Origin of the sequence: Phenylobacterium sp., assembly GCF_036501465.1 — a bacterium.
Classification (GTDB): Bacteria; Pseudomonadota; Alphaproteobacteria; order Caulobacterales; family Caulobacteraceae; genus Phenylobacterium.
Map to the genome: position 1 here is coordinate 1 of NZ_DASYAF010000132.1, position 14461 is coordinate 14461.

Below are 14461 nucleotides of genomic sequence, written 5' to 3' on the forward strand. Positions count from 1 at the left end.
CGGCCAGCGCCGCAAGCAGAAGGTCTCCGACTTCGGCCTGCAGCTGCGCGCCAAGCAGAAGCTGAAGGGCTACTACGGCAACCTGACCGAGAAGCAGTTCAGCAAGATCTACGAGGAAGCCGCCCGCCGGAAGGGCAACACCTCGGAGAACCTGATCGCCCTCTTGGAAAGCCGCCTGGACGCGGTGGTCTACCGTTCCAAGTTCGTGCCGACCCCGTTCGCCGCCCGCCAATTCGTCAACCACGGCCACGTGACCGTGAACGGCAAGCGGGTGAACATCCCCTCGTTCCGCTGCAAGCCCGGCGACGTGGTCGCCGTGCGCGAACGCTCGCGCAACATGGCGCTGGTGCTGGAAGCCCTGCAGTCGCCCGAGCGCGACACGCCGGACTACATCGAGGTCGACGGCAAGGGCCTGAGCGCCAAGTACGTCCGCCTGCCGGAGCTGGCCGAGGTGCCCTATCCGGTGAAGATGGAGCCCAACCTGGTGGTCGAATTCTACGCGTCCTAAGCGGCGCAGACTTCGGAAGTTCGCGAAGGCCCGGGAGCGATTCCGGGCCTTTTGCTTTGAGCGCGACTATGGCGGAGTGGGGCCATGGATCGCAGGGGCTTCTTGCTGGCGGCCCTGGCGCTGGGCGGCTGCGCCACCGTTGGCGCGCCCGTGGCGCCGCGAGGCCCGCTCGCGGAGCTGGAGCCGCTGGTCGCGGCGCGGTCCAGCTCGGAGGGCGTAGTGATCCGCGTCGCCTCGGGCGGCTGTACCGCGCGCGGCGACTTCGCCTTCTATGTGGAACGGCGCGCCGGGACGGTCGGCGTCGCCTTCGCCCGCAGGCACGTCGATGTCTGCAGGATGCCGGGAACGGCCGAGATCGCCTTCACCTGGGCCGAGCTGGGGCTGGAGCCGCGGACGCCGGTTTTCATCCTGAACCCGATGCGCGGCTGAAGCCCTTGGCAAGGCGGCGCGGTTGAGGTCAGGTCTGCCCCTAACTGTCGGGGATTCCATGAAACTCGTTCTCGTCGCCACTCTCGCCGCCATGAGCCTTGCCGTGACCGCCACCAAAGCCGAAGTCTTGACGCCCGAGCGGGTTTTCGCCAGCCCCGACCTCTCCGGGCCGCAGGCGCGCGGCGTGGCCCTGTCGCCGGACGGCTCGGCGGTCACCTATCTGAAGGCCAAGGCCGACGACGTGGATGTCACCGACCTGTGGATCGCCCCGGTGGCGGGCGGGGCGCCGCACATGCTGATCGACGGCCGGGCGCTCAGCTCCGACAACAAGACGCTTTCCGAGGCCGAGAAGAGCCGCCGCGAGCGCATGGGCCTGAAGACCCGCGGCGTCGTCGAGTACCACTGGGATGACCAGGGCAAGGCCGTGCTGGTCCCAGTGCAGGGCGACCTGTGGCTCTACGACGTGGCGAGCGGCCAGACGCGCCAGCTGACTAGGACGCCGGGCGACGAGATCGACGGCAAGATCTCGCCCAAGGGCGGCTTCGTCTCCTACGTCCGCGACGACAACCTCTACCTGATGCCCCTGAGCGCAGGTGAGGCCGGCGGGCCGGAACGCGCGCTGACCACCGGCGGCAGCGAGCTGAAGAGCTGGGGGACGGCGGAGTTCATCGCCCAGGAGGAGCTGCATCGCGAGACCGGCTACTGGTGGTCGCCGGACGACGCCAAGATCGCGCTGGCGCACGTCGACCAGTCGGGCGTCGATGTCATCGACCGCGTCGACATCGGGGCCGAGGGCGGAACCATCGTCCACCAGCGCTATCCGCGGGTCGGCCGGCCGAACGCCGTCGTCGAGCTCTATGTGGCCGATGTGGCCACAGGAAACCGGGTGAAGGTCGACCTGGGCGCGAACAGCGACATCTACCTGGCCCGGGTGAACTGGTCGAAGGACGGCAAGACGCTGTTCGTCCAGCGGCTGACCCGCGACCAGAAGCGCCTCGACGTCCTGGCGGTCGATCCGGCGACCGGGCAGGGCCATGTGATCCTGACCGAGACCAGCCCGCACTGGGTTTCCCTCAGCGAGGACATGAAGCCGCTCAAGGACGGGACCTTCCTGTGGTCATCGGAGCGCGACGGGAACAAGCACCTCTATCTCTATGCCGGAGACGGCAAGCTGATCCGCCAGGTGACCCATGGCGACTGGCCGGTGGCCGACCTGGAGGGCGTGGATGAGGCGCGCCACATGGCGATCTTCGCCGCCAGCAAGGACACGCCCATCGAGCGGCGGCTCTACGAGGTCTCCTACGCCAAACCCGGCGAGCCCAAGGCGCTGACGCCGGCCGGCGGCTGGTGGACGGCCTCGGTGGCCAAGCAGGGCGGCGCTTTCACCGGCACCTACTCCGACCCCAAAACCCCGCCGCGCACCGGCCTCTACAAGGCCGACGGGACCCTGGTCCGCTGGATCGAAGAGAACCCGCTGAACGCCAGCCATCCGTTCTGGCCCTATCACGACCACCTGGCGGTCCCGGAATATGGGACGATCAAGGCCAGCGACGGCCAGACCCTGCACTGGATGATGAGGAAGCCCGCGGGCTTCGACCCGGCCAAGAAGCACCCGGTGATCGTCCAGGTCTACGGCGGCCCGGCCTCGGCGCTGGTCTCGAAACACTGGGCCTCGCCCGCCGACCAGATGCTGCTGGACGCCGGCTACATCCTGTTCTCGATTGACAATCGCGGCACGCCGAACCGCTCGGTGGCCTTCAAGACCGCGCTCGACCGCAAGACCGGCCAGCCGGACGTGGAGGACCAGTTGGCGGGCGCGGCCTATCTGAAGTCGCTGCCCTACGTCGACGGCGCGCACCTGGGCGTCACCGGTTATTCCAACGGCGGCTACATGACCCTGATGCTGCTGACGGCGCCCAGCACCCCGTTCGCCGCCGGCGTGGCGGGCGCGCCGGTCACCGACTGGACGCTCTACGACACTGCCTACACCGAGCGCTACATGGGCACGCCGAAGGACAACCCCGACGGCTACGCCAAGTCGCAGGTGATCGCGCGGCTGGGCGACCTGAAGCCGGGCTCCCTGCTGCTGATCCACGGCATGGCCGACGACAATGTGATCTTCGAAAACTCGACGCGGGTGCTCTACGCCCTGCAGCAGAAGGCTATCCCGTTCGAGATGATGACCTACCCAGGCTTGCGCCACCGCACCGGCTGGACCTCGAAGCCGATGATCCACCGGACCCACGCCACGCTCGACTTCTTCAATCGAAAGCTGAAGCCGGCGGGCTAGGCGAGGGCCTCAGACCAGGGCCTTCACGAAGCCCGGCGGGTCTCCGGGCTCCGCCACGGGACCGCGGATCCGGCCGGAACCGCGCGGCAGGGTCCAGGACTGGCCCGGCTGGAAGCTGACGCCGGTCCAGGCCTGCACGGCCACGTCGATCGAGGTCGCGCCCGCCGTGATGGTTGAGAAGCTGGGCGGCGATCCCCGCGTCCGCAGCGACAGGGTGCCGGCGCCCACCGCATAGCGGCCGGGCGCGGCGCCGGGGATCGGCAGCACGAACGGGTTGTGCACGTGGCCGGTGAGGATCAGGTCCACGCCGGCGTCGGCCAGGACGGCTGCGGCCTCGTCCCCGCATCGCACGCCGCCGGTCACTGGGGCGCCGACGATGTCGATCAGCGGGTGATGGCAGATGAAGACCCGAAGCGCGTTGTCGTCATCTCCCCAGGCGATCGCGCGCATGGGCTCCATCGCGATGGCCCCCTTCGACCAGTCCAATCGGGGTTGCGCCCCCCTGGCGCTGTTCAGGGTGCGCGCGGCGAGGCCCAGGGAATCGAAGGCCGTCGCGGTCGCTGGGCCGATGTAGCGCCGATAGCGGGCGAACGGGGTGAGCGCGCGGAGCGGCAGGTTCCAGTAGGGCGTATCGTGGTTGCCCGGGGTGACCAGCCGCGGGGTGGGCAGGCGCTCCAGCCACCGTGCGGCCGCGCGGAATTCCGGGACCAGGCCATTGAGGGTCAGATCGCCGCTGACGACGGTCAGCGTCGGCGCGAAGGCCTCGATGGCCCCGATCGCCGCCTCGACGGCGTCCGCGACCTCGCCGCCGAAATGGATGTCGCTGAGATGGGCGATGCGGACGCTCATGCGGCGGACTCCGCGGCGATCGGTTCTCCGAAGTTCGCCGACAAGGCGGCCGGCGGCGCCAGCGCGCGGAAGGCCTTGGGCAGGAACTCGAACTCGACGGTCTTCGGCAGGTGCTGGAGTTCGCCGTCCAGGACTACTGGGATGGATTGGCGTGCGCCGACGCTGCCGCGGCGGCACAGCTGGACGGTCACGCCGGGGTCGAGGCGCCAGTCGCTGATCAGGCCGTTGAGCGCCAGCCGGGCGATTTCTGCGGCGCTGTGCACGCCGAACGCCGCCGCCTCCAGGCCAGGCTCGCCCTGGACGGCCCGGGAGATCAGCGGGGTGATGAGCGCCATGGCCTGGGTCGACCGCGCCGCGGCCGCGCCGTCCAGCCCGTAGCGCAGGTCGCCTTCGAAGGCGCGGCGAATGGCGTAGCGAGCGCGCAGCCAGGCCTCCCGCAGGTGGCCTGCCCGGGCCGACTCGCGCGCCTGCGCCCACAAGGCCGGCGAACCAAGGATGGCGGCGACATAGAAGGGGTGGCCGCCCACGCGCCCGCCGCTCACCGGCCGCTCGACACCCGTTTCGAGCATCGCCGGCAGGGTCTCGCGCCATGGCAGCTTCCCGTAGATCGCGTGCGGCAGCATGTTGAGGGTGCCTCCGGCCAGCGGCGCGACCAGCGGCCCGTCCGGTCCGCAGAGCGCGGCCGCCAGCCGCGCGGTGCCATCCCCGGCCAGGACCACGATGAGATCGGGGTCGGCCGCGACCGCCGCCTGCAACGCGCCCGTGATCTCGTCTAGGCCCGGCGCGGCGATGGTGAGGTCGTAGCCATGGCGCGAGACGATCTCCGACACCGCCTCGGCCGCGTCCGGCCCCACGCTGCCGGAGGCCGGGTTGATGACGGCCTGGATTCGCCTGATCGCCGGTCGCGCCCGCGGCGTCGTCGTCGGAGGCGGTGGCGAAGTCATGCTGGATCAACGCCTCACGGCGACGCTCGTTGCCGGACGCGGGGCCAAAGTCCGGGACGACCACCGGTGGTCTCAACCAATCCGGATCGGGCGCGTTAGGCATGACGCTATCGGATCAGGAGGCTAGAGGTTGAACCGCATCATTCTCGTCCTGGGCCTCTCGTCAGGCCTTGCAGCGTTCGGCGCGAGCGCGACTGCATCGGTCGTCGAGCAGGCCTTCGGCAACACCATCGTCTCGACCTATCCCGACGGCCGGAAGGGCGAGCTGTGGCTGGCGGCGGGCGGCGCCTACACCGCCGAAGGCCGCCGGCACGATCCTTCGAGCGGGCATTGGTCCGTCAAGGGAAGCAAGCTGTGCCTGAAGCAGTCCAGGCCGATCCCCGCCCCGTTCAGCTACTGCACGCCGCTTCCCAGCGGCGGCATGGGCGCGAGCTGGTCGGCCAAGGCGGTCACCGGCGAACAGATCCGGGTCAAGCTGGTCAAGGGCCACGCGTCCGGCTGACGGACCTGCGGCTGAGGGGTGTCAGGGCGATGGACGCCGCCATCCGGTGATCCTGTGGCCCAGGTCGCGCCACCGCTCGGCCGCCTTGCCGAACACCAGGAAGCGGGTGCTGGCGTAGTTCATCAGCCAGGTGGTGAAGGCCGCGATGGACAGGGCGACCATGTGGTTCGACAGGCCCGGCCAATGGGTCGAGACCAGGGTCACGAAGATCCAGTAGTTCCAGAAATTGCCGAAGCCGTTGGTGAACATGTAGCTCGCCCATTGGCGGGGAAGCAGCGCGCGCTCGAGGGTGCGGAAAACGTGCAGGCCGTTGATCAGAAACGTGACCTGCATGGCCGCAAGCAGCGAGATGACCCTGGCCCAGGCGGCTTCCATCCCAAGGGCGACCAGCAAATGAAGCAGGGTGGCGTCGGTGGCGAAGCCGACCAGGCTCGCGCCGACGTACTTCAGGCCGAGCGTTCCCTCGCCGGGTGTAGAATCGGATTTCGCCATCGAGCTCGCGCCAACGCCTCGGACCGGCGCCTAAACGTGCCGCCTGGGCCTTGGGTCCATGGCGCCTGCGCCTTAAGCGAACAGCGCCGTCATCCAGGGCGGCACGCGCCTGGGCCGGCCGGTGGCCTGTTCGATCAGCACCCAGGTGGTCCTGACCTGGGCGCACATCGCGCCGTCCTCAGCGTCGATCCGCACGAAGCGGTCGAAGCGGGGCCCCTCGGCGATGTCGCTGACCCAGGTGCGGCCGTGGGCGGTCTCGCCGGGCAGGAGCGCGCGGCGGTAGTCGACCTCGTGGCGCAGGGCGATCCAGGCCCAGGTCGCCTGGGCGTCGGCCGGCGCGACACTGCGCCAGTGGGCGATGGCCAGGCGCTGGGCCCAGTCCAGATAGACCACATTGTTCACATGGCCGTTGTCGTCGATGTCGGAAGCGACCGGCGTGAATTCGCCGGTGAACACCTTGCGCCCCGGCGGCGGCTCGAAAAGCGCCATGCTCTGTCCCGTTCGTCTCTAGGACACCGCAGAAGAGGATTCCCGCGCGAAAGGCAACGCGCATGATGAAGCTTTCCGGGGCAGGGGCCGCGATTAGGTTCCGAAGACCACGCCGTGCAGGAACTGGAGGCGGTCGTCGTTCGCCAGGGCGTGGAAGCACGGGTCGGCGAAGGTCCCCAGGACGGTGGCGTCGTGAGCCGTCATGGCGCGGCGCAGCCAGGCGGTGGCGTCATCCGGGCGGTTCATCAGCATGTAGGTGCAGGCCACCTCGTAGGCCGAGACCTTGCCCGAGGCCGCCAGGGCCTGTTGCTGCTTCAGCAGCTGATCCAGGAGCCCCGGCCCGCCGCCGGTCCGCCAGCCCTGCTGGGCGGCGGCCAGCACCGCCTCCTGGTCGGCGTCGCCCTTGAGGTCGGCCGCTTTCTGGGACTCGGTCAGGTAGGTCGCATACTGGCCTTCGACCAGGGCGGCCCTGGCCAGGTGGGCGTGCGGCCACATCTGGTCCGGGGCCACCTCCTCCAGATGCGCCAGGATCTCGCGGCCGCTGGCGACGTCACCCCGCTCCAGCAGGATGTCGCCCCTGGCCTCCAGCACCGCCGAAGAGTCGGGATCGATCGCCTGCGCCTGGTCGATCTGGCTGAGCGCCTCGTCATAGCGACGCTGCACCTTCAGGATATTGGCCAGCCAGAAATGCGGATCGGCGCTGGCTGGGGAGAGCGCGATGGCGCGCTTCAGTTCCGCCTCCGCCGAACGGGGATCCCAACGCCACCAGAAGTCGATGAAGCCGAGCGCGCTGTGTGCGTCGGCCAGGTCGGGGTCCAGCGCCAGGGCGCGCCGCACGGACGCCTCGGCCGCGGGATAGGCGACGGCGTCCGGCATCTGGGTGTATTCGCGCAGCAGCAGGTAGGTGTTCGCCAGGCCGGCGTGGGCCTGGGCGAAACGCGGGTCCCGCGCCAGGGCCTGCTGGAACTCCGCCCGGGCGCGTGTCAGGCCGGCCGGCGTGCGCGTGTTCCAGTCATGCCAGCCCTCGCGATAGAGCTCGATCGCCCGCGGATCGCGGCTAGCCAGACGCTGCGCCTTCACGGCGTGTTCGCTGGCGATCCATCGCCACCCCAAGGAACCCGCCAGGGCAACGATGACGATCGCCAGCAGGCCGGCGAACAGCCCCGCGCGAGCCGCCGTCCGTCCAAGCGAGCGGGCGGCCTTCGGCGCCGCCGGCGCGGGATCCCCAGCGCCCGGTCCGTCCGGCGTGGCGTCGAACCAGGCGTCCAGCTCCTGGGTGTAGGCATAGATCTTCGAACGGGCCAGGCCGGGCACGCGGTGAATAGGCAGGCCGCGGCCCGCTTCCCAGCGCTTCACCGTGCGTTCGTCGCGTTGGAAGTAGGTCGCGACCTCCTTCCAGCTGTTGAGCCGCCGGGACGTTACGCTCCCGCGGATTACGCTGCCCACGCCCTGCATCCCCCGATGAAGTCGCTGCGTCCCGGCCAGGATAGCCATGTTCGCCGAGGTGAGGCTATGGGCGACCCCCGGCGCGCGAGCGACTTTCCCTCCGGAGGCGATCCGAGGGGGTCGACGCACGGGGCATTTTGGGGCGCCGCCGCCAATCGCCGGAATGACATATCGGGGCGCCACGGGGCATGTCACGCCTTCGCTCCCGCCAGAGGCGAGGCGGCGTTGACGGTCCGCGGGTCCGCTACCGATGCTCACTCTCACTTTCCGAGCGCCATCACGGCGCGTGCAGTTTTGTCCACGATCGTGGGGGAGTTGAACCATGTCGACCAAGCTTAAGGCGTCGCTTCGCGCCTCTCTTTTCGCTGGCGCGGGATTTGTGCTGAGCGCCGTATCCGCTCACGCGACGACGCTCTATTCCAACAACTTCGAAGGCGGCCTGACGACGGACCTCAGCGGGTCCACGACGATCATCGAGGCGCCGAACAGCTCCACCGCGTTCCTGGGGCCGCTCTCGACCAACAACAACACCGGCACGGTCACCCTGACCCTGAACACCGCCGGCTTCACTTCGCTGACCCTGAACTACGACGTCTATGCGATCATGACGCTCGATGGCGACGGGCCGGCTGGTGGCAACACGTCGGACAATCCGGACGCCTTCATCGTGACCACGAACGGAGGAGCCCTGACGCTGCTCGACGCCAGCATGGCCAACTTCTCCGGCGACACGCAGGGCTTTCCGGCGCCCAACAGCCCGCCCCAGACCGGAGCCTCGGCGATCAATACGCTCGGCTACGGCAATTCGGGGGATTCGACCTACAGCTTCAGCCAGACCTTCGCCGTGACCGGGTCGGTCACCCAGATCTCGTTCACCGGCCAGGACAACCAGGGGACGGGCGACGAGTTCTTCGGCCTCGACAACGTCAGCGTCACCGGCGTGCCGTCCATCACGAGCGGCACGCCAGAACCGGCGAGTTGGGCGCTCATGCTGCTGGGCTTCGGCGCCCTCGGGAGCGCGCTGCGCGCGCGACGCCGCCCTGTCATCGCCTGACCCATCCATTGACCAGAAACGGAAAGGCCGCCCTTCGGGGCGGCCTTTTTGTATCGGCTCGTCGAGCGAGCGGGATGTCGGGATCAGGCTTCCAGCAAGCCCTTTTCGTCGAGCAGGGTCTTCAGTTCGCCCGACTGGAACATCTCGCGCACGATGTCGGCGCCGCCCACGAACTCGCCCCCGACATAGAGCTGCGGGATCGTCGGCCAGTCGGAATAGGTCTTGATGCCTTCGCGCAGGGGATCGCTCTGCAGCACGTTCACGCCCACGAAGTCTGCGCCCAGGTGGTCGAGGACCTGCACCACCAGGGCGGAGAAGCCGCATTGCGGCTGTTCCGGCACGCCCTTCATGAACAGCACCACGGGGTGCTCGGCCACGGTCTTGGCGATGAAGTCGTGAACGGGATTGGCGGCGGTCGTGTCGGTCATCGGGTCGCCCTTTCGGCGCAAATTCGTCCGCCAAGAGCTAGGGACGCCGCCTGCCGGGGTCAAGCGGGAGCGGAGGTCTCCAGCGCCAGGGCGTGCAGCTCGCCGCCCATCCTGCCCTTCAGCGCGGCGTAGACGAGCTGGTGCTGGCGCACCCGCGGCAGGCCCGCGAAGGCGACCGAGACGATGCGGGCCTTGTAGTGGTCGCCGTCGCCCGCCAGATCCTCCACCGCGATCTCAGCGTCCGGGAAGCCTTCGTGGAGGATACGTTCGAGATCGGCTTGGGCGATGGGCATGGGCAGGGCTTAACGCCGCCTCGCGCCGAGCTCAACCGAAGACCCAGAGCAGCTTCACGCCAAAGGCGGCCAGGAAGGCGCCGCTGATCCGGTCCACCAGCCGTTGCGCCCGGGCGTAGGCGGCCACCGCGCGGCGCGTCGAGAACAGCCAGGACATGGCGCTCTGCCAGCCCTGGCAGGTCGCGATGCAGATGCCTACGGCGGCGACCCTCACCCACAGGGGCTCATGCGGCCCGACATAGGCCGAGAAGACGGCGGCGAAATAGAGCAGCGACTTGGGGTTGGTCATGTTGACCGCGAACCCCTGCCAGAAGGCGGCCCGCCAGGAGAGCCTGCCGCTTCCCGTCCCGTCGCCGTCTGCGGCGCGCTCAGCCGGCAATGGCGGGGCGCGCCACAGCGTCCAGGCGAACCACAGCAGGTAGAGGCCGCCCGCGATGCGCAGGCCGATTTCCAGCCACGGCCAGGCGGTGAGCACGGCGGCCAGGCCCAGGGCCGCGAGCGCGCACCAGACCGCGCAGCTCAGCGTCGTGCCGAATCCCGAGGCGTTGGCGATGGCCCGCCCGTGGCGCATGCCGAAGCGCATCAGCATGAAGTTGTTCGGCCCCGGCACGATGCAGGTGGCGATGCTGACGAGCGCCAGCGACAGCAGGGCCAGGATGTGCGCGAGCATGGCCCCTGTTCTAGCCGCGACCGGGGATGCGGGTGAAGGTCATGGTCCAGTTCTCTTCCCACGTCCGGCCGTGGTCGTAGGAGAAGGCCTGCGACCAGTGGCAGACGGCCTGCGACAGGTGGGCCGGCTCCGGATTCTCGACCAGCCAGACGAAGGCCACCTTGACCGGGCGCCCGTCGTCCAGGTCGTCGCCGTAGAAGCGGCCGATCCCGTCCTCGAAGCGGCCGTGCACCGGCTCGCCGACCAGGCCTTCCATGGCGTTGACCCAATAGATCGACCAGGTGCGCCGCGCCACGTCGAAGGCGCGGAAGGCGACGCCGGCATGGCCGCGCTCGGTCATATGGTTCTCGTCGACATTGCAGATACCGCCCATCAGGGCGCGGCAGACGGTGGTTCCGGAAAAATTCTCCCAGTCGCCGCAGCCGGCGCCGCGGCGCTTCAGGCGACGGTGGGCGACGGTCCACTCGCCGTGAAGGAAGTCGAAATCCCGGCGGCCGTCCTCGATCATGGCGATGGCGTTCATGGCCTAAGTCCCTTCTTCGAAGGGAAGGTCTAGCCACGGCCTGCTGACAGCCTTCTGTCAGCAGCATGTTCCGGGGATGTTCCGCCGCATCTCAGGCCGGCGTGGCGATCTCGTCGTAGCCACGATTGAGGAATTGCAGCAGGCAGACGCCATGCCCGAACGGGTCGGCGAGGACGACGATCTTGCCCCAGACGCCGGTGCGGATTTCGCCCTCCGCCACCGCGCCGGCGGCCAGCGCCCTGGCGAGCGCCGCCTCCACGTCCTCCACCACCACGTCCAGGTGAACTGGCGACCAGTGACGCTCATAGCGGCGCAGGTCGCCCCCGGCGCCTTCCGTGCCGGCGTCCTTGTGCAGCAGATAGAGCTTGGCCGGCCAGCCGGAGAGTTCGACGCCCTGATCGCCGAACCGGCGCGTGGGCTTAAGTCCGAAGGCTTCGACGTAGAACCGCTCGGCGGCGGCCACGTCCGGGACGTCGATATTGACGAGCAGGTCCATGGCCGCCGTTCGGGTCAGTCGAGGATCGCCGAATAGATGATGCTCTTCAGCTGGCCGCGGAAGTTGAAGGTGCCCGACGGCATGAGCTGGGTCATGAACACCACCGACAGGTCCTCTTTCGGATCGACCCAGAAGATGGTCGAGGCCGCGCCGCCCCAGTAGTAGTCGCCGACGCCCAGCGTGCCGGTCTCCACCTGGCCCTGAGTGGAGGCGAAGCCCAGGCCGAAGCCCACGCCTTCGTTGGCGGTCTCCGAGAAGGTCCCGAGCGCCAGCTGCGTCAGGTCCTTGCCGCCCGCCAGGTGGTTCATGTGCATCATTTCGATGGTGCGGGGGCCCAGGATGCGCGCGCCGTCCAGTTCGCCGCCCCGGCGCAGCATCTCGCAGAAGCGCAGGTAGTCGGCGCTCGTGCCGGTCAGGCCGCCGCCGCCGGACTTGAAGCCCGGGTCCTTGGTGAAGTCGCTGGTCGCCGGGTCGTCGATGAGCTTCAGCCGCTTGTCGGGCCCGCGCTGGTAGTTGGCGGCGAAGCGATCGACCTTGTCCGGCGCCACGAAGAAGCTGGTGTCCTTCATGCCGAGCGGCCCGAAGATCTCGTCCTGCAGGTACTGGGCGAAGGGCTTGCCGCTGATCACCTCCACCAGGGCGCCGCAGACGTCGGTGGCCAGGGAATACATCCACGCCGTCCCTGGCTGGTAACGCAGCGGCACCTGCCCCAGCTTGTCGAGGAAGGTCTGCATGGAATCCGCCCCGCCGACCGAGCGCACCTTCAGCTCGCGATAGACCTTGTCGATCGGATGCTGGAGGCCGACGCCGGGCAGGCCGCCGCCATAGGTGAAGCCGGCCTGGTGCGAGAGCACGTCACGGAAGCTCACCGGCCGCACCGGCGCCTCGGTCTTCATGTTCGCGCCTTCGCCGGAGACCCAGACGCGGTGGTTCTTCCAGGAGGGCACGTAGCGGCTCACCGGATCGTTGAGCTGGAAATAGCCCCGCTCGTAGAGGGTCATCAGCGCCACCGAGGTGATCGGCTTGGTCATCGAATAGATGCGATAGATGGTGTTGTCGGCGGTGGGCTTGCCCCGCTCGCGGTCCATCAGGCCGAAGGACTTGAAGTAGGCCAGGTGACCGTGCCGCGCCACGCTGACCTGGCAGCCGGCGATCTTGCCGTTGGCGAGGTAGCTGCGCTCCAGGTGCTCGCCGATGCGCTCCAGACGTGCGGCGTCCAGCCCGGTCCACTGCGATTGGGCGTCCATGAAAGTCCTCCCGGGAAATGGCGTTCTGGCTTGAATTGGCGGCCATCATGGGCGCCGATGCGACGGCGCGCCAAGCCGAAAGAGGGGACAGGATGCCGGAGACCGGGACCGATCTGGACGCCATCGCCGCCGACGTCGGCGACAAGCTGAAGGCGCGCGGCGAGACTGTGGCCGTGGCGGAGAGCTCATCCGGCGGCTTGATCTCGGCGGCGCTGCTGCGCGTGCCCGGCGCGTCGAAGTACTATCTGGGCGGCGCGGTGGTCTACACGGGCAAGGCGCGGATGGTGCTGATGGACCTGCCGCGGGAGGCGGTGGCCGGGATGCGCTCGGCCAGCGAGCCCTATGCGCTGCTGCTCGCGCGCACCGCCCGCGAGCGCTTCGGCGCCACCTGGGGCGTCTCAGAGACCGGCGCGGCTGGGCCCACCGGCAACGGCTACGGCGACGCCGCCGGTCACACCTGCATCGCCATCTCCGGCCCGGTCGAGGCGGCGATCACGCTCGAGACCGGCGAGGCCGACCGCGCCGCCAACATGGAGGCCTTTTCCGCCGCGGCGCTCGACCTGCTGCGCCGCGGACTGGGGGACTAGTTCGCGGGCTTCGCCGCGCGGACCCAGGGATAGGGCGAGGGCGCGCCGGCGAAATACCAGGCGGCCAGGCCCACATCGCAGATGGCGCAGCCGAACGAGCTCAGCGGCAGCATAGGGATGATCGGGTTGCCGTAGAGGTGGTGGACCGCGTCCCAGCCTCCGTGCAGCAGCCAGCCCAGGCCGATCCAGCGGTAGTCGCTGAGGCCGAAATAGGCGACCGCGGACAGGCCGGCGCAGAACACGAACTCCCACGGCCCAAGGCCCCCGGCGAAATAGGCCGCGCCGGCGCCGGCCAGCAGGATCGCCGAGAGCTTCTGGCGCGCGGGCTCGCGCAGCAGCCCGAGCAGCAGGATCGCCACGCCCGCGACCAGCAGCGGCGAGACCATGTGCGGCGGTGTGATCGGTGGCCGGAGCTGCGGTGTCATGGGGTTTCTCCCGGGGTCTGGTCTGGGGCTGTGGCCCATTCCTGGGGTGTGGGTTGCGCACGGACGATAAGCGCCTCGAACGCGATCCGGGCGCGGCCATCGGCTTGCGGGTCGCGCAGGAAGCGGTGCGAGGCGTGGTGGGTCAGGTAGACGCCGCACAGCTCGAAGACGAACTGATCGGCGTCGACGTCTGCGCGGAACTCGCCGCGCCCCACCGCCTCGCCGACCAGGCCGCGCAGCAGGCCGCGCCAGTTTCCTTCCATGAGCTCGACCTTGGCGCGCACCGCGCCGTCCAGGTCGTCGAGTTCGAAAAGCGCCGCGGCCACCGGGCAGCCGCCGCTGAGGCCGGCGCGGTCCGACCAGCCGATCCAATTGCCGACCAGCGCCCGCAATCGGGCCAGGCCCGCCGGGGCCGCCATGGCCGGGGCGACCACGACCCGGTTGGCCACCTCGGCCATGCGGTCGAGCAGGGCGATCTGCACCGCGTCCTTGCTCTTGAAGTGGGCGAAGAGGCCGCTCTTCGACATGCCGACCTCCGCGGCGAGGCCGCCGAGGGTCACGCCCGCGAGACCCGAACGGCTTATCAGGTCCAGGCCCTGGTCGACGATGCGGATGCGGGTGTCTGGAGCGGCCACATGTAAATAGCACGACCGATCGTGCTATTTGTCAAGCCGTTCGCCCGGTCAACCTCCTGGAAGCCAATCGTCGCTACAGTGTCGGGCAAACGGCGGCGTTCGACCGCCGGACGAGACGCGTGGTGGGTTGGCGATGAAGGTCTTTGCGGCATGG

At 69.2% G+C, this 14461-nt stretch carries 19 protein-coding genes; 6 read left to right on the top strand and 13 right to left on the bottom strand.

Annotated features, from left to right (window positions below):
• From rpsD to VGL85_RS13745, 3 genes are all read left to right on the top strand, one after another.
• Positions 1-508: 30S ribosomal protein S4 (gene rpsD / locus VGL85_RS13735; protein WP_331589514.1), on the top strand; the 508-nt coding region annotated here is incomplete at its 5' end.
• 84 nt (positions 509-592) lie between these two features.
• Positions 593-937: a hypothetical protein gene (locus VGL85_RS13740; RefSeq protein ID WP_331589515.1), complete on the top strand. Its 345-nt coding sequence runs from the start codon at positions 593-595 to the stop codon at positions 935-937.
• Positions 938-995: 58 nt separating this feature from the next.
• Entirely contained in the window at positions 996-3227 is a 2232-nt protein-coding gene (locus tag VGL85_RS13745; protein ID WP_331589516.1) for a S9 family peptidase, read from the top strand.
• Between the two features lie 9 nt (positions 3228-3236).
• Here VGL85_RS13745 and VGL85_RS13750 read toward each other — a convergent pair whose 3' ends face one another.
• Positions 3237-4076 (bottom strand): metallophosphoesterase, encoded by an 840-nt coding sequence (locus VGL85_RS13750; protein ID WP_331589517.1) that lies wholly within the window; start codon positions 4074-4076, stop codon positions 3237-3239.
• Complete coding sequence (locus VGL85_RS13755; protein WP_331589518.1) at positions 4073-5020, bottom strand: diacylglycerol/lipid kinase family protein; 948 nt, start codon at positions 5018-5020, stop codon at positions 4073-4075. Before VGL85_RS13755 ends, VGL85_RS13750 begins: the two co-directional genes overlap by 4 nt.
• A gap of 130 nt (positions 5021-5150) precedes the next feature.
• Between VGL85_RS13755 and VGL85_RS13760 the strand changes: the two genes are divergently transcribed.
• Positions 5151-5522, top strand: a complete 372-nt coding sequence (locus VGL85_RS13760; RefSeq protein ID WP_331589519.1) for a hypothetical protein — start codon at positions 5151-5153, stop codon at positions 5520-5522.
• A 21-nt stretch (positions 5523-5543) separates the two neighbouring features.
• On the opposite strand, the gene VGL85_RS13765 is transcribed toward VGL85_RS13760, so the two are convergent.
• The 3 genes from VGL85_RS13765 to VGL85_RS13775 form a co-directional block, all read right to left on the bottom strand.
• Positions 5544-6014, bottom strand: a complete 471-nt coding sequence (locus VGL85_RS13765) for a GtrA family protein (protein WP_331589520.1) — start codon at positions 6012-6014, stop codon at positions 5544-5546.
• Between the two features lie 72 nt (positions 6015-6086).
• Positions 6087-6503 (bottom strand): thioesterase family protein, encoded by a 417-nt coding sequence (locus VGL85_RS13770; RefSeq protein ID WP_331589521.1) that lies wholly within the window; start codon positions 6501-6503, stop codon positions 6087-6089.
• Between the two features lie 93 nt (positions 6504-6596).
• Entirely contained in the window at positions 6597-7949 is a 1353-nt protein-coding gene (locus VGL85_RS13775) for a tetratricopeptide repeat protein (RefSeq protein WP_331589522.1), read from the bottom strand.
• 322 nt (positions 7950-8271) lie between these two features.
• On the opposite strand from VGL85_RS13775, the gene VGL85_RS13780 reads away from it, so the two are divergent.
• Positions 8272-9003 (top strand): PEPxxWA-CTERM sorting domain-containing protein, encoded by a 732-nt coding sequence (locus VGL85_RS13780; protein ID WP_331589523.1) that lies wholly within the window; start codon positions 8272-8274, stop codon positions 9001-9003.
• 83 nt (positions 9004-9086) lie between these two features.
• Here VGL85_RS13780 and grxD read toward each other — a convergent pair whose 3' ends face one another.
• The 6 genes from grxD to VGL85_RS13810 all read right to left on the bottom strand — a co-directional run bounded on the left by grxD (position 9087) and on the right by VGL85_RS13810 (position 12660).
• Positions 9087-9431, bottom strand: coding sequence for a Grx4 family monothiol glutaredoxin (gene grxD, locus VGL85_RS13785; RefSeq protein WP_331589524.1), 345 nt, complete (start codon positions 9429-9431; stop codon positions 9087-9089).
• A 59-nt stretch (positions 9432-9490) separates the two neighbouring features.
• Positions 9491-9724: a BolA family transcriptional regulator gene (locus VGL85_RS13790; protein WP_331589525.1), complete on the bottom strand. Its 234-nt coding sequence runs from the start codon at positions 9722-9724 to the stop codon at positions 9491-9493.
• A gap of 31 nt (positions 9725-9755) precedes the next feature.
• Positions 9756-10394, bottom strand: coding sequence for a LysE family translocator (locus VGL85_RS13795; RefSeq protein WP_331589526.1), 639 nt, complete (start codon positions 10392-10394; stop codon positions 9756-9758).
• Between the two features lie 10 nt (positions 10395-10404).
• Complete coding sequence (locus VGL85_RS13800; RefSeq protein WP_331589527.1) at positions 10405-10917, bottom strand: DUF1579 domain-containing protein; 513 nt, start codon at positions 10915-10917, stop codon at positions 10405-10407.
• A 91-nt stretch (positions 10918-11008) separates the two neighbouring features.
• Positions 11009-11413, bottom strand: a complete 405-nt coding sequence (locus tag VGL85_RS13805; RefSeq protein ID WP_331589528.1) for a VOC family protein — start codon at positions 11411-11413, stop codon at positions 11009-11011.
• 14 nt (positions 11414-11427) lie between these two features.
• On the bottom strand, positions 11428-12660 hold the full coding sequence (locus VGL85_RS13810) for a serine hydrolase domain-containing protein (RefSeq protein WP_331589529.1): 1233 nt from the start codon (positions 12658-12660) through the stop codon (positions 11428-11430).
• Between the two features lie 92 nt (positions 12661-12752).
• Here VGL85_RS13810 and VGL85_RS13815 point away from each other — a divergent pair, with 92 nt between their 5' ends.
• Positions 12753-13247, top strand: a complete 495-nt coding sequence (locus VGL85_RS13815; protein WP_331589530.1) for a CinA family protein — start codon at positions 12753-12755, stop codon at positions 13245-13247.
• Here the strand turns inward: VGL85_RS13815 and VGL85_RS13820 are convergent.
• Both VGL85_RS13820 and VGL85_RS13825 read right to left on the bottom strand, forming a co-directional pair.
• Positions 13244-13672, bottom strand: coding sequence for a DUF6010 family protein (locus VGL85_RS13820; RefSeq protein ID WP_331589531.1), 429 nt, complete (start codon positions 13670-13672; stop codon positions 13244-13246). The two genes, VGL85_RS13815 and VGL85_RS13820, sit on opposite strands and share 4 nt — an antisense overlap.
• Positions 13669-14307 (bottom strand): TetR/AcrR family transcriptional regulator, encoded by a 639-nt coding sequence (locus tag VGL85_RS13825; protein ID WP_331589532.1) that lies wholly within the window; start codon positions 14305-14307, stop codon positions 13669-13671. Before VGL85_RS13825 ends, VGL85_RS13820 begins: the two co-directional genes overlap by 4 nt.
• Positions 14308-14461 lie beyond the last annotated feature (154 nt).

What these genes read in the sequence shown, in the direction of transcription:
- VGL85_RS13740 (WP_331589515.1), top strand. Translation starts at nt 593, where the DNA reads ATGGATCGCAGGGGCTTCTTGCTGGCGGCCCTGGCGCTGGGCGGCTGC.
- VGL85_RS13745 (WP_331589516.1), top strand. Translation starts at nt 996, where the DNA reads ATGAAACTCGTTCTCGTCGCCACTCTCGCCGCCATGAGCCTTGCCGTG.
- VGL85_RS13750 (WP_331589517.1), bottom strand. Translation starts at nt 4,076, where the DNA reads ATGAGCGTCCGCATCGCCCATCTCAGCGACATCCATTTCGGCGGCGAG.
- VGL85_RS13755 (WP_331589518.1), bottom strand. Translation starts at nt 5,020, where the DNA reads ATGACTTCGCCACCGCCTCCGACGACGACGCCGCGGGCGCGACCGGCG.
- VGL85_RS13765 (WP_331589520.1), bottom strand. Translation starts at nt 6,014, where the DNA reads ATGGCGAAATCCGATTCTACACCCGGCGAGGGAACGCTCGGCCTGAAG.
- VGL85_RS13770 (WP_331589521.1), bottom strand. Translation starts at nt 6,503, where the DNA reads ATGGCGCTTTTCGAGCCGCCGCCGGGGCGCAAGGTGTTCACCGGCGAA.
- VGL85_RS13780 (WP_331589523.1), top strand. Translation starts at nt 8,272, where the DNA reads ATGTCGACCAAGCTTAAGGCGTCGCTTCGCGCCTCTCTTTTCGCTGGC.
- grxD (WP_331589524.1), bottom strand. Translation starts at nt 9,431, where the DNA reads ATGACCGACACGACCGCCGCCAATCCCGTTCACGACTTCATCGCCAAG.
- VGL85_RS13790 (WP_331589525.1), bottom strand. Translation starts at nt 9,724, where the DNA reads ATGCCCATCGCCCAAGCCGATCTCGAACGTATCCTCCACGAAGGCTTC.
- VGL85_RS13795 (WP_331589526.1), bottom strand. Translation starts at nt 10,394, where the DNA reads ATGCTCGCGCACATCCTGGCCCTGCTGTCGCTGGCGCTCGTCAGCATC.
- VGL85_RS13800 (WP_331589527.1), bottom strand. Translation starts at nt 10,917, where the DNA reads ATGAACGCCATCGCCATGATCGAGGACGGCCGCCGGGATTTCGACTTC.
- VGL85_RS13805 (WP_331589528.1), bottom strand. Translation starts at nt 11,413, where the DNA reads ATGGACCTGCTCGTCAATATCGACGTCCCGGACGTGGCCGCCGCCGAG.
- VGL85_RS13810 (WP_331589529.1), bottom strand. Translation starts at nt 12,660, where the DNA reads ATGGACGCCCAATCGCAGTGGACCGGGCTGGACGCCGCACGTCTGGAG.
- VGL85_RS13815 (WP_331589530.1), top strand. Translation starts at nt 12,753, where the DNA reads ATGCCGGAGACCGGGACCGATCTGGACGCCATCGCCGCCGACGTCGGC.
- VGL85_RS13820 (WP_331589531.1), bottom strand. Translation starts at nt 13,672, where the DNA reads ATGACACCGCAGCTCCGGCCACCGATCACACCGCCGCACATGGTCTCG.